This is a genomic window from Amycolatopsis minnesotensis, from assembly GCF_039529815.1.
In the GTDB taxonomy this organism is placed as follows: domain Bacteria; phylum Actinomycetota; class Actinomycetes; order Mycobacteriales; family Pseudonocardiaceae; genus Amycolatopsis; species Amycolatopsis minnesotensis.
On record NZ_BAAANN010000014.1, the window covers coordinates 130,875 to 143,412 of the forward strand.

General features: G+C 72.1%; 14 protein-coding genes. 5 read left to right on the forward strand and 9 right to left on the reverse strand.

Annotation, left to right across the window (positions count from 1 at the left end; all coding sequences use genetic code 11):
- Positions 1 to 19: 19 nt before the first annotated feature.
- The 3 genes from ABD256_RS19345 (at position 20) to ABD256_RS19355 (ending at position 1,897) form a co-directional block, all read left to right on the forward strand.
- A complete protein-coding gene (locus ABD256_RS19345) occupies positions 20 to 709 on the forward strand; it encodes a TetR/AcrR family transcriptional regulator (RefSeq protein ID WP_344420269.1) in 690 nt (229 codons plus the stop codon).
- Positions 710 to 809: 100 nt separating this feature from the next.
- Complete coding sequence (locus tag ABD256_RS19350) at positions 810 to 1,289, forward strand: YqeB family protein (RefSeq protein WP_344420272.1); 480 nt, start codon at positions 810 to 812, stop codon at positions 1,287 to 1,289.
- Positions 1,286 to 1,897, forward strand: coding sequence for a TetR/AcrR family transcriptional regulator (locus ABD256_RS19355; RefSeq protein ID WP_344420275.1), 612 nt, complete (start codon positions 1,286 to 1,288; stop codon positions 1,895 to 1,897). Before ABD256_RS19350 ends, ABD256_RS19355 begins: the two co-directional genes overlap by 4 nt.
- Before the next feature lie 59 nt (positions 1,898 to 1,956).
- Here the strand turns inward: ABD256_RS19355 and ABD256_RS19360 are convergent, their stop codons facing one another.
- Complete coding sequence (locus tag ABD256_RS19360; protein ID WP_344420278.1) at positions 1,957 to 3,354, reverse strand: class II fumarate hydratase; 1,398 nt, start codon at positions 3,352 to 3,354, stop codon at positions 1,957 to 1,959.
- A gap of 114 nt (positions 3,355 to 3,468) precedes the next feature.
- Here ABD256_RS19360 and ABD256_RS19365 point away from each other — a divergent pair, with 114 nt between their 5' ends.
- Positions 3,469 to 4,449 (forward strand): NAD(P)/FAD-dependent oxidoreductase, encoded by a 981-nt coding sequence (locus ABD256_RS19365; RefSeq protein WP_344420281.1) that lies wholly within the window; start codon positions 3,469 to 3,471, stop codon positions 4,447 to 4,449.
- 1 nt (position 4,450) lies between these two features.
- On the opposite strand, the gene ABD256_RS19370 is transcribed toward ABD256_RS19365, so the two are convergent.
- From ABD256_RS19370 to ABD256_RS19395, 6 genes are all read right to left on the reverse strand, one after another.
- Positions 4,451 to 5,206, reverse strand: coding sequence for a S1 family peptidase (locus ABD256_RS19370; protein WP_344420284.1), 756 nt, complete (start codon positions 5,204 to 5,206; stop codon positions 4,451 to 4,453).
- A 23-nt stretch (positions 5,207 to 5,229) separates the two neighbouring features.
- Entirely contained in the window at positions 5,230 to 6,300 is a 1,071-nt protein-coding gene (gene glpX / locus ABD256_RS19375) for a class II fructose-bisphosphatase (protein WP_344420287.1), read from the reverse strand.
- Positions 6,301 to 6,388: 88 nt separating this feature from the next.
- Positions 6,389 to 6,625 carry an exodeoxyribonuclease VII small subunit gene (locus tag ABD256_RS19380; protein WP_344420290.1) on the reverse strand — a complete coding sequence of 79 codons (237 nt, stop codon included), beginning with the start codon at positions 6,623 to 6,625 and terminating at the stop codon, positions 6,389 to 6,391.
- 26 nt (positions 6,626 to 6,651) lie between these two features.
- Positions 6,652 to 7,122: a hypothetical protein gene (locus ABD256_RS19385; RefSeq protein ID WP_344420293.1), complete on the reverse strand. Its 471-nt coding sequence runs from the start codon at positions 7,120 to 7,122 to the stop codon at positions 6,652 to 6,654.
- Between the two features lie 2 nt (positions 7,123 to 7,124).
- On the reverse strand, positions 7,125 to 8,375 hold the full coding sequence (gene xseA / locus ABD256_RS19390; protein ID WP_344420296.1) for an exodeoxyribonuclease VII large subunit: 1,251 nt from the start codon (positions 8,373 to 8,375) through the stop codon (positions 7,125 to 7,127).
- On the reverse strand, positions 8,372 to 9,040 hold the full coding sequence (locus tag ABD256_RS19395) for a lipid droplet-associated protein (protein ID WP_344420299.1): 669 nt from the start codon (positions 9,038 to 9,040) through the stop codon (positions 8,372 to 8,374). Before ABD256_RS19395 ends, xseA begins: the two co-directional genes overlap by 4 nt.
- A gap of 105 nt (positions 9,041 to 9,145) precedes the next feature.
- Here ABD256_RS19395 and ABD256_RS19400 point away from each other — a divergent pair, with 105 nt between their 5' ends.
- Entirely contained in the window at positions 9,146 to 10,129 is a 984-nt protein-coding gene (locus tag ABD256_RS19400; protein WP_344420302.1) for a 4-hydroxy-3-methylbut-2-enyl diphosphate reductase, read from the forward strand.
- 183 nt (positions 10,130 to 10,312) lie between these two features.
- Here ABD256_RS19400 and ABD256_RS19405 read toward each other — a convergent pair whose 3' ends face one another.
- Together ABD256_RS19405 and rmuC are read right to left on the reverse strand one after the other, a co-directional pair.
- Complete coding sequence (locus tag ABD256_RS19405; RefSeq protein ID WP_344420305.1) at positions 10,313 to 11,227, reverse strand: DUF6542 domain-containing protein; 915 nt, start codon at positions 11,225 to 11,227, stop codon at positions 10,313 to 10,315.
- A 154-nt stretch (positions 11,228 to 11,381) separates the two neighbouring features.
- Positions 11,382 to 12,248: a DNA recombination protein RmuC gene (gene rmuC, locus ABD256_RS19410; RefSeq protein ID WP_344420526.1), complete on the reverse strand. Its 867-nt coding sequence runs from the start codon at positions 12,246 to 12,248 to the stop codon at positions 11,382 to 11,384.
- Between the last annotated feature and the right edge of the window lie 290 nt (positions 12,249 to 12,538).

Below are 12,538 nucleotides of genomic sequence, written 5' to 3' on the forward strand. Positions count from 1 at the left end.
ACGCGGACAAGGAGTGGGTATGGCGGATCTGATGACACTGCTCTGGGGGGCGGGGGAAGCGCCGAAGCGCGGGCCGAGGCCGACCCTGACGCTGGACGCGATCGCCGGTGCCGGTATCGGGATCGCCGACGCGGACGGGCTGGCCGCGGTGACCATGCAGCGGGTCGCGGACGCGCTCGGCGTGACGAAGATGGCGCTGTACCGCTACGTGCCAGGCAAGGACGAGCTGGTCGCGTTGATGGTCGACCGGGGGATCGGGGCGCCGCCGCGGCACGAGGCCGATGACTGGCGGGCCTGCCTCACGGAATGGGCACTGCACCTGTTCGGCCGGTTCCACCGCCATCCGTGGGCGCTCGGGGCCACCGTCGGCGCGCGCGTGCTCGGCCCCCACGAGCTGGACTGGATGGAACAGGCCGTCGCCGCGCTCGACGGGACGGGGCTGGGCGGCGGGGAACGCCTCGATGTCGCGGCGACGCTGGCCGGGCACGTCCGCGGCATCGCGCAGCAGGCCGCCGCGGTCCCCGACGGCCCGGAAGCGGCCATGGCGACCGGGATCGGCGCGATCCTGCGCGGCCGGGAGACGCGCTTCCCGGCCTTGACCGCCGCCTTCGGATCAGCGGCCGAGGAAGGAACGGGGGACAACGCGCTGGAGTTCGGCCTCGCCCGCATCCTCGACGGCGTCGAACTCCTGCTGGCGGGCCGCGGCTAGTTGTCCGCCACGCACAAGGGGAATGCGGCAGCCCGTCCCCGCCGACGCACGGCGCACCCCGGGTTTGATAAACCGAGCGGGCGGTTTAATAATAGCCGGTATGGAGATGACCATCGACGAGCCGGTGTGGCTGCGCCGCGGCTCGTGGTTCGGGTGCCCGCTGATCGGCGCCGCCCTCGGTGCCGGGCTCTACGGCATCGCGAACTGGGCGGTGACGGTCACGTGGTTCCCGTGGCAGAAGCCGTTCCAGGCGCTGCTCGAGATCCCGAAGCCGTGGGGGCTGGCCGGCCTGCTCGCGCTCGGGCTCGTCGCGGGCTGGCTGTTCGCCGCGGTCTGGGCGGAGCAGCGGCTGATCGTCATCGTCTCGCCGGGCAGCGTCCGGCTCCAGCGGGGGAAGAAGAAGCGCCGGATCGAGGCCAGGCTGACCGCGGTGTTCAAGGACGACAAGGAGCTGGTCCTCCTCGGCGCCGATGGCAAGGAACTGGTCCGCGAGAAGACCGACCTGTCCGAGGCCGCGCTGGCGAAGGGCTTCAGCGGGCACGGCTTTCCCTGGCACGACGAACCGCCCGCGGAACGATGAGGACGGTCGACCCGGCGAAGCACGCGGCGAAACGACTGGCCATCCTCGACGCGGCCGCCGGCTGCTTCGCCGAAAAGGGCTTCGAGAAGACGACGACGGCGGACATCTGCCGCGCGGCCGGGATCTCCTCGGGAAGCCTGTTCCACTACTTCCCGACCAAGCGCGCGGTGTTCGCCGCGATCTTCGCCGAGGACGGGGAACGGACGGCGGGCTACCTCGGCGAGGCGGCGCGGGCCGAGGACCCCCTCGCCGCGCTGTTCGAGGCCGTCGACCAGCTCACGGCCGAGATCACCGAACCGGCCGTGGTCCGGCTCGTGCTCGAAGTCGCCGCGCAGGCCGCGCGAGATGAGGAGTTCGCGGCGCTGATCCGGCGCAACGAAGCCGCCACGCGCGACGGGCTCCAAGTGCTCGTCCAACGCGCGGCCGACGCGGGCCTGATCGACCCGTCGATCCCGCCGCGCAGCGCCGCGAACTGGATGGCCGCACTCGTCGACGCGTTGCTCAGCCGGGCGAACATGGATCCCGACCTGGACGTCGCCGCCGAGCGGGCCATGCTGAAGTTGATCTTGAGCCGGTTCCTGCGCACAACCCCTGCCGACCGGGGCTAGCGCCGCGGAACGCGAAAACGGGCCCGCGAAAGCACTTTCGCGGGCCCGTTCGCAGCGGGCTACTTTCCGCCGCGGGCCATGCGCAGCACGTCGAGCGCCTCGTCGAGCTGGGCCTCGGTGAGCTTGCCGTTTTCGACGTGCCCGCGTTCGAGCACCACCTCGCGGATCGTCTTCAGCTCCTTCAGCGCCTGCTTCGCGACGGCCGCGGCTTCCTCGTAGCCGAGGTAGGAGTTCAACGGCGTCACGATCGACGGCGACCCCTCGGCGTATTCCCGCGCACGGTCCACATTGGCCGTGATGCCCTCGAACACCTTGTCCGCCAGCAGCCGCGAGACGGCGGCGAGCAGGCGCGCCGATTCGAGCACGTTGCGGGCGATCACCGGCAGGTTCACGTTGAGCTGGAAGTTGCCCTGCGCGCCGGCGAACGCGACCGCGGCGTCGTTCCCGATCACCTGCGCCACCACCTGGAGCGTGGCCTCGGGGATGACCGGGTTCACCTTGCCCGGCATGATCGACGAACCGGGCTGGAGATCGGGCAGCGCCAGCTCGCCGAGCCCGGTGCGCGGCCCGGAACCCAGCCAGCGCAGGTCGTTCGCGATCTTGTTGAGCGAAACCGCGACCGCGCGCAGGTTCCCGGACGTCTCCACGACGCTGTCCTGCGTCGCCTGCGCCTCGAAGTGGTTGCGGGCCTCGGTCAACGGCAGGCCGGTCACCTTCGCCAGTTCCCCGGAGACCGCGGCGCCGAACCCGTCCGGCGCGTTCAGCCCCGAGCCCACCGCGGTACCGCCGATCGGCAGTTCGCCGAGCCTCGGCAGCCCGGCGCGCAGGCGCTCGATGCCGAACCGGACCTGCGCGGCCCACGCCCCTGCCTCCTGCCCGAGCGTCACCGGCACCGCGTCCATCAGGTGCGTGCGGCCCGACTTCACCACGTCGGCCCAGTCCGCGGCGCGCGCTTCGATCGCGATGGCGAGGTGGTCCAGTGCGGGGATCACGTCGGTCAGCACGGCCTCGGTCGCGGCGACGTGGATCGTGGTCGGGAAGGTGTCGTTCGACGACTGCGACGCGTTGACGTGGTCGTTCGGGTGCACGTCGTGGCCGAGCGCGCGCGTCGCGAGGGTGGCGATCACCTCGTTGGCGTTCATGTTCGACGAGGTGCCGGAACCGGTCTGGAACACGTCGATCGGGAAGTGCGCGTCGTGCGCGCCTTCGGCGACTTCGTCGGCCGCGGTGGCGATCGCGCCCGCGATTTCGGCGTCGAGCACGCCGAGCCGCGCGTTGACCCTGGCCGCGGCGGCCTTCAGCAGGCCGAGCGCGCGGATCTGCGCGCGCTCCAGGCCACGGCCGGAAATCGGGAAGTTCTCGACCGCGCGCTGCGTCTGGGCGCGGTACAGCGCGCCGGCGGGGACGCGGACCTCGCCCATGGTGTCGTGTTCGATCCGGTATTCCTGTTCAGCCATGACGCCAGTCTGTCCCAGCTCGCGGTGGTTCGCGCCGTGGCGTCCCCCACGCCAGGGCTAGGATCGGCTGTGTTCCCGATCACGCCACCCACCACTGGCGGAAGGACGGTGAGCATGAGCTCGCCCGAGGTTGACCTACTCGTTGTCGGTGCCGGGCCAACCGGCCTGTTCGCCGCCTACTACGCGGGATTCCGCGGCCTTTCCACGGCCGTGGTGGACTCGCTGCCGGAACCCGGCGGCCAGGTCACCGCGATGTACCCGGAGAAGATGATCTACGACGTCGGCGGGTTCGCCGCCGTGCGCGGCAGGGACCTGGTCAAGGGGCTCGTCGAGCAGGCGGCGCAGTGGGACCCGAAGTACCTGCTCGGCCGCAAGGCGGAAGGGCTCGCCACCAGCGGCGACGGCCTCGACGTCACGCTCGACGGCGGCGAGGTGATCCACGCGGGCGCGGTGCTGATCACCGCGGGCATCGGCGAGTTCACCCCGCGCCCGCTGCCGGCGGGCAACGGCTGGCTCGGCCGGGGCATGGTCCACTTCGTGCCGGCGCTCGACGCGCACGCCGGGCAGCACGTCGTCGTGGTCGGCGGCGGGGACTCGGCGTTCGACTGGGCGCTCGCGCTGCACCCGGTCGCGGCGAGCGTGACGATCGTGCACCGCAGGGCCAGGTTCCGCGCCGCGCAGTCGATCGTGCGCGAGGTGACCGGGCTCGGCACCAGGGTCATCACCGACGCCGAGGTCGTCGAAATGCGCGACGACGGCGACGGCAAGCTCGCCGAAGTCGTCGTCGACGTCAAGAACTCGGGTGCGGAAACCCTTCCGGCGCAAGCGGTTGTGGCCGCGCTCGGGTTCACCGCCGATCTCGGCCCGATCGAGAACTGGGGCCTGGAGATCGACCACCGCGCGATCGGCGTCGACTCGACGATGGCGACCGCGCGCGACCGCGTCTACGCCGCCGGGGACGTCGCCGCCTATCCGGGCAAGGTCAAGCTGATCGCCACCGGCTTCGGCGAAGCGGCCACCGCGGTGAACAACATCGCGGTCGCCCTGAACCCCGAGGCGCACCTCTTCCCCGGCCATTCGAGCAACGTCGAGTGAGCTAACCCGCCTTCACGGTGTCGTTGAGCCAGCCCGAATACGCGACCGCGGAGGTGTAGATCGACGGCGAGCTGGCACAGGTGTCACCGTCGTTGCCCGGACGGCTGGTCACGCCGAGCACCTGCCAGCGGTCGTCCGCGCGCACCAGTTCGGGCCCGCCGGAGTCGCCGTAGCACGAGCCCGCGGTGCCGCCGGGGTTGTCGGTGCACAGTTCGTGCGCCTCGTCGAAGTCCGCCACGCACCGCGACGGCTCCACGATCGAGGTGTCGAGTTGCTGCAGCACCACCGGATCCTGGCCGCACGCCTGCGTCGGGCAGGTCTGGCCCCAGCCGAGCAGCCGCGTCTTCGTGCCGACGGCCGCCGCGGTGCCCACCGCGACCGGTGCCGCCGCGGCAGGCGCGGCGAGCTTCACCAGCGCGATGTCCCCACCGGCCTGGTTGCTCTGGTAGCCGGGGTTCGCCACGATCTTCGCCGCGGTCACGACCTCGCCGCCCTGGGTGTGGTCGTTGCTGCCCGCCCGCAGGGTCAGCGCCGCCGGGCTCTTGTCCTTGACGCAGTGCGCCGCGGTCACCACCCAGTCCGGCGCGATCAGCGAGCCGCCGCAGAACGGTCTGCCCGAGTTGTTCTGCAAGGACACGATGAACGGGTAGCTCTGGTCGGCGGCGGCACCGCCGACGATCGCGGGCGCCGCCACGGCTGGCGAAGCCGCACCCGCGAGCAGCGCGGCGAACGCCGTCGCGACCATCCGGGCACGCATCTTTCCGGTCCTCCTCGGAAAACTCAGGGCAGTGGGGGCAGCACGTCGTCGTCGAGGTCCTCGTCGAGCTTGCCGTCGAAGTCGACCGACGCGTACGCGCGAAGCTTTTCGAGACGGTGGTAGCCGTCGATGAGCCGGACGGTGCCGGACTTGGACCGCATCACGATCGACTGCGTGGTGGCGCCGCCCGCGCGGTAGTGCACGCCGCGCAGCAGGTCGCCGTCGGTCACGCCGGTGGCGCAGAAGAACGCGTTGTCCCCGCGCACCAGGTCGTCGTTGGTGAGCACCTGGTCGAGGTCGTGCCCGGCGTCGATCGCCTTCTGCCGCTCGGCGTCGTCCTTCGGCCACAGCCGCCCCTGCAGCTCGCCGCCGAGGCACTTCATCGCGCACGCCGCGATGATGCCCTCCGGGGTGCCGCCGATCCCGAGCAGCATGTCGACGCCGGTCGTCGGCCGCGCCGCCGCGATCGCGCCCGCGACGTCACCGTCGGAGATGAACCGGATCCGCGCGCCCGCCTCGCGGATCTCCTTGACGATCTGCTCGTGCCGCGGCCGGTCCAGCACGCACACCGTGACGTCCGAGACGCCGCTCTGCTTCGCCTTCGCCACCCGGCGGATGTTCTCCGCGATCGGCGCGGACAGGTCGACCAGCCCGGCCGCCTCCGGCCCCACCGCGAGCTTTTCCATGTAGAACACCGCGGACGGGTCGAACATCGCGCCGCGCTCGGCGACCGCGAGCACCGCCAGCGCGTTCGGCATGCCCTTCGCCATCAGCGTCGTGCCGTCGACCGGGTCCACCGCGACGTCGCAGGCGGGGCCGTCGCCGTTGCCCACCTCTTCGCCGTTGTAGAGCATCGGGGCTTCGTCCTTCTCGCCCTCGCCGATCACCACCACGCCGTTCATCGACACCGTCGACACCAGCTGGCGCATCGCGTCGACCGCGGCACCGTCCCCGCCGATCTTGTCGCCCTTGCCGACCCAGCGGCCCGCGGCCATCGCGGCCGCCTCGGTCACCCGGACGAGTTCCATCGCGAGGTTGCGGTCAGGGGCTTCCTTGCGGCGGGGCGCGCTGGTGGACGGGCTGCCACTGGACATGGTGCCTCCTGGAGTCAACTTGGCTCGGCGGGGCACAATCCTCTCAGATCCCCGCCGCCCGGCGCGCTACCGGCGGTCATGGTGAGCGTCACTGTTCGTCGTTCCCGGCGTCCTCTTCGACCGACGCCAGCGCCGCTTCGATGCGTTCACGGGCCCCTTCGAGATGCCGTTCGCACACCTTCGCCAGGTGCTCGCCCTTTTCCCACAGCGCCAGCGACTGCTCGAGCGACAGGCCGCCGGCCTCGAGCTCTCGGACCACTTCGACGAGCTGGTCGCGGGCCTGCTCGTAGCCGAGTTCGGCGGTTTCGGTACTCGGTTCGCTCACGCTCTGCGGCTCCACGCTCGTTCGGGTCAGGTGCGCCGCCGGTGCCGTCCACCCGTGGTCGTCTTCGGTGGAGTGGTCTCCGGCCGGGAACGCGCGGTGGTCTCGGCGGGCTCGGTGCCCGGCGACCCAGCGCACACTACCGCGCTCGCCATCGCGTGGTCGTACCCGACGAACGCCCTGGCGAACTCGCTCCCGTCGCCTTCGGAGATCGCGTCCTCGACCTCGGCCTGCGCGCGGGCGACCCGGAGCCGGTGGCTGGCGCCCTCGGCGAACCACCACCGCGACCCGACGTGCCGCGAGGTCGCTTCGGACAGCCGCCGCAGGCGCGAGTCCAGGCCCCACCGGCTCGCGCCCTCGCACCCGGCGAGCAGCGCCGCCCAGCAGTCGGCGGCCGCCGACTCCGTCTCCTGGGCCATCACGAGCACTTCCTTCGCGCGCGCTCCGGCGGCGGCCTGCGTGGTGAGCGGAAGGAACGCGGCCGTGCTGGTGGCTCGCATCGCTACCGCCCTTCACCCTCTTCGACACCCGTGATCGTCGCGGTGACCGCGCCGTCGGCGACGCGGACGCGCAGCGGCGTCCCGTCCTCGATTTCAGAGACCGATCGGAGCACCTTGAGGTTGCCTCCGGCGTCGGAAAATTGCACGACAGCGTAGCCGCGGGTGAGCGTCGCGGCAGGTCCGAGCGCGGTGAGGCGCGCCCTCGCCGAGGCCAGCGCCGATTGTTCACTCGATAGGGTGGACAGGATCGCGCGCCTGCCGTGCTCGCGGTGGCGCCCGATGTCGTCGTGGCGCCGCTCGATCGGGGCGAACGGGTCCGCCAGCACCGGGCGGCTGCGGATCTGGTCGAGCAGCCTGCGCTGGGTGTCCACCCAGCCGTGCAGCGCCCGCCGCCCGCGGTCCCGCATCTGCCGCACGCGCTGGCTCTCCTCCGCGACGTCGGGCACGATGCGCTTGCCGGCGTCGGTCGGCGTCGAGCACCGCAGGTCCGCGACGTGGTCGAGCAGCGGGGTGTCCGGCTCGTGCCCGATCGCGCTCACCACCGGGGTGCCCGCGGCGGCGACCGCCCGGCACAGCGCCTCGTCGGAGAACGGCAGCAGGTCCTCGACGCTGCCGCCGCCGCGCGCGATCACGATCACCTCGACACCGGGATCCCGGTCCAAAGTGGACAGAGCGCGGAGTATCTGCGGCACCGCCTGCACGCCCTGCACGGCGGTGTTGAGCACCTGGATCCGCGCCGAGGGCCAGCGCGCGTGCGCGTTCACGAGCACGTCGCGTTCCGCGGCGGAGGCCCTGCCGGTGATCAGCCCGATTCCCTTGGGCAGGAACGGAAGCCTGCGCTTGCGCTCGCGCGCGAACAGGCCCTCGGCGCCGAGCAGCTTGCGCAGCCGCTCGATCCGCGCGAGCAGCTCGCCGATGCCGACCGACCGGATCTCGGTGGCGCGCAGGCTGATCGTGCCGCGGCCGAGGAAGAACGTCGGCTTCGCCTGCACCACGATGCTCGCGCCGTCGCGCAGCGGCGGCTCCACCGAGCGGAGCAGGCCGGTGGGGCAGGTGACCGTCATCGAGACGTCGGCGGAGGGGTCGCGCAGTGTCAGGAACGCCGTCGACGTGCCCGGTCGCGCGGAGATCTGGGTGACCTGGCCCTCCACCCACACCGTGCCGAGCCGGTGCACCCAGTCCGCGATCTTGCGCGCCACCGTGCGCACCGGCCACGCGTTGTCCGGGCTCGAACCGTCTTTCGGCGCCGTCACCGGTCTTCGTCTTCGGCAGCGGCGCCTTCGGAGTCTCCGGCGCCTTCAGTGCCTTCAGTGCTTTCGGTGCCTTCGGTGCCCTCGCGCTGCACGTTGCCGAGCCGGCGGGCGAGCATGCCGATGAACGACGGGCGGTTCTCGTGGTCGCGCTCGTAGGTGAGCAGCTCCTCTAGCTGTTCCGCGGACAGCCGCCGGAGGCGGGCGCGCAGCTGGGGCAGCGTGAGGTCGTCGTACTGGGCGATCCCGGCGGGGCCGTCGCCCTGCGCCTCGGCGAGCGCCTGCTCTTCGGCGGCCCACGGGTCGGCGGCGCCGGGATGGCTGCCGTTCACGGTCTGCGCGCGCACCGGGAACGCGGTCGCCGCGGGCACCTCGGGTTCTTCCGGCTCTTCCGGCTCTTCGGTGACGGAACTCACCGGCGGCTCGACGTCCTCGTCGAAGGTCGCCCAGCTCGGGGTGTCTTCGACGGGGCGCAGCGACGACAGCGCGTCGTCACCCTTGATGGCCAGCTCGGTGACGTGCTGCTGGACCCGCATCGAGAACTGCAGCACCTGGCTCGCGACGGTCACCGGGAACCCGGCGACCTGCTTCGGGAGCTCGCGCACCCGCTCTGCCGTGGTGACGGCGAGCCCGGCGGCTACGCGAAGGGGGAGCGGGAGAGGCTTCATGATGACTAGCGTGCCGTACCGGCGCCATCCTGCCCAACCGAATGGGCGATTCGGCGCAGGGCGCGTGACCCGCCGCACACGACCGGTGGCCGTACCCTGGGGGGCATGAGTGCAGCGAGTCCCGGAACCGAGCCCGCGGCCACCCCCGAACCCCGCAAGCGCGTGCTGCTCGCGAAGCCACGCGGCTACTGCGCCGGCGTCGACAGGGCGGTGATCGCGGTCGAGAAGGCGCTCGAGCTCTACGGCCCGCCGGTGTACGTGCGCAAGGAGATCGTGCACAACCGGCACGTGGTGGACACCCTGCGCGAGCGCGGCGTCATCTTCGTCGACGAGACCTCCGAGGTGCCGGAAGGCGCGCTCGTGGTGTTCTCCGCGCACGGCGTTTCGCCCGCGGTGCACGCCGAGGCCGCCGAGCGGAACCTGCGCACGATCGACGCGACCTGCCCGCTGGTGACCAAGGTGCACAAGGAGGTCAACCGGTTCGCCAAGGACGACTACGACATCCTGCTCATCGGCCACGAAGGCCACGAGGAGGTCGAGGGCACCGCCGGTGAGGCTCCGGAGCACGTGCAGCTCGTGGACACCGCGGCCGACGTCGGCAAGGCGAACGTGCGCGACCCGTCCAAGGTCATCTGGCTGTCCCAGACCACGCTGAGCGTCGACGAGACCATGGAGCGCGTCGACCAGCTACGCGAGCGGTTCCCGAACCTGGCGGACCCGCCGAGCGACGACATCTGCTACGCCACGTCGAACCGGCAGGTCGCGGTCAAGGCGATGGCGCCGGAATGCGATCTCGTGCTCGTCGTCGGCTCGACGAACTCGTCCAACTCGAAGCGGCTCGTCGAGGTCGCCCTGCAGGCGGGCGCCCGCGACTCGCACCTGATCGACTTCGCCCGCGAGGTCGACGAAGCCTGGCTCGACGGCGTCACCACGGTCGGCGTCACCAGTGGCGCTTCGGTGCCGGACGTGCTCGTGATGGAGCTGATCGACTGGCTCGCCGAGCGCGGCTACGGCGACGTCGACGAGATCACCACCGCGAACGAGAAGATCGCCTTCTCGTTGCCGCGTGAGCTGCGCACCAAGAGCTGACCTCCCCGGCACGGACCCCGCTGACGACGTTCAGCCCGCTAACCGCAGGCCACGCCGGTCCTGCCGGGTGGTCGGCGCCCCACGACGTTCAGCCCGCTAACTGCGCGCGGGAGCCGGGACGCTGGTGCCTCCGGCGTCCCGGCCGCTGACGACGTTCAGCCCGCTGACTGCAGCGTGCGGGGGTCAGCCCTCGTCGTCCCACGGGCGGTTCGTCCTCGGCGGGCGGCGGGGGCCGCGACGGGGGGCGTCGGGGTTGGGGTTGGGGTTGGGGTTGCCGCCGCGCTGCGGTGGCGGTGGCTTCCTGGTGCGGGGAGTGCCGCCGGTGGCGCCGCGCCTGCGGTCCGCGTCCTCGGGGCGGGGAGCCCGCGGTTTCTGTCCGCGTCCAGGCGGGGGCGGGGTCTTGCGCGCGTCCGGGTCGCGCCTGCGGTCGGCGTCCTCCGGGCGAGGACGGCGCCGAGGTGGCGCGCCCTCCGGCGGCATCGGCCTGCGCTGCGGCCCGGTGGTGCGGCCGTCGGCGGGACGGGGCCCTCGGGTGGGCGGTGCTCCGCCGCGGGGGCCCTTCGCGCCCTCGGCGCGTTCCCGCTCACGGGCGCGCTCCTCCGCGCGCTCCTTCGCCTTGACCGCCTCGGGGTCGCGCTCGCGGTACATCCGCCAGATCCCGAGCCCGAGCGTGATAACCGTGGTGATGGCCATCATCGGGAAGCCGTTGATCAGCGGCGACCCGACCTGGAGGACCTTCGACAGGCCGTCGCTCTGCCCGCTGTTCGGGGCGCCGACGACCAGCAGGATCACGCCGGGGACGCTCACCGCCAGCACCAGGGGCGGTTGCACCATCGGCCCGAACAGGCCGCGCCGCTGCACTGCGGCGACACCGCCGACCGACCCGAGCACGTAGAGCACGTAGAAGAGCGGCCCGGGGTCGGGCCTGCCGGAGAACTTGAGGTCGATCACGGCGCCGACGAGGGCAAGGCCGAACGCCAGCAGCACCGCGCCCCACCAGGGCAGACCTCTTCTGGCGCCGACGATGGGACGGACGTCCCAAGGTACCGGGACACCGTCGGCGTCTGGATCGCTCCGGCGATCGCGAATGGCGGTCACGAGAGAACACCGTATCCCGTTCAGGACGCGTTGCGGCTACCACTGCCGTGAAGTTGCGAAACACAACACTCGGCCAGGTGGTCTCAACCTTTTCGGCTGGACGCCGGACCGCGCCGGGGACCCGGGCAAATCGGGTGCGTGTGAAGTTCTCCGTTCAACCGGCCGCCAGCTCGTCCCCCCTCCTGATCTCGGGCACCGGAGCCGGGCTCGCGGCGGCCTCGGTGAGCGGGGCCACCGCGGCTCGGAAGTTTTCGAGGGCCTCCAGTTCGCGCCGGCGCGCCGAGACGAAGCGCTGCAGGTGCGTGCTGGACAGGTTGAGCGCGTCCACGGCGCCGCCCGCGGCGCGGTGCGCGGACGCGGCACCGGCGCGGACCCGTTCGACGTCCTCGATCACCGCGCGGTCGCTCGCGGCGAACATCGCGGCGGAGGCGACGATGGCGAACCCGGTCGGCCCGCACAGGAACACCCGCCGGTCGATCATCCAGCGCAGCAGCTCGGGATCGGTGTCGAGCGCGGCGACGACCGCCGCGTCGGACGGGACGAACATGATCGTCCCGTAGATCGCGTCCGCCCACCGCTGGTACCCCTTGCCCGCCAGCTCGGCCGCGCGCGAGCGCAGGTTGCGCACGTGCACGCGCAGCGCGTCCATCCGCTCGTCCGCGTCGTTCGTCTCCACCGCCTCGGCCCAGCACGCCATGCTCGCCTTCGCGTCGACGGGGACCGACCGGTCGTCGGCGACCCTGAGCACCATGTCCGGTTTCGCGGCACCGCCGCCCGCGAGATCGGTCTGCAGCGTGAAGTGCAGCCCTTCGCGCAGCCCGAGCGCGCGCGCCGTCTCCACCAGCACCTGCTCGCCGAGTTCGCCGCGGCCGCTGATGGACGCGAACGCGACCTCGTAGCGGCGCAGCGCGGCCTGCTGCTGGTCCACCCGCGACCGCTCGACATCGACCTGGCGCGCCGCCGCGTCGGCCCTGCGGAGGCTGTCGTTGTACAGCCGCCACAACAGGAACACCGCGACCATCAGCGCCAGCGCGACGACCACCGCCGCCGTGCCGAACACCGCCGAACCCACTGGAAACACCCCTTCTCCGTCGACCTTCACCGCATTCTGGCGCAGGGGTCCGACAGAAACCGGCGGACGCGCCGCCCGTCCGGCACCGAAGGTGCCGTCCGTTCGCGCGCGGTGTGCCGCACGAAGTGGGCGATTCCCTTGCGTGGCCCCCGAAGGCGGCCTTCACGGCATCCAGCCGTCATGGTGACCCGATGGGCGCGTCTCGTCCGCGGGCGCTCGCCGGGCGAGGAGCGCACTCA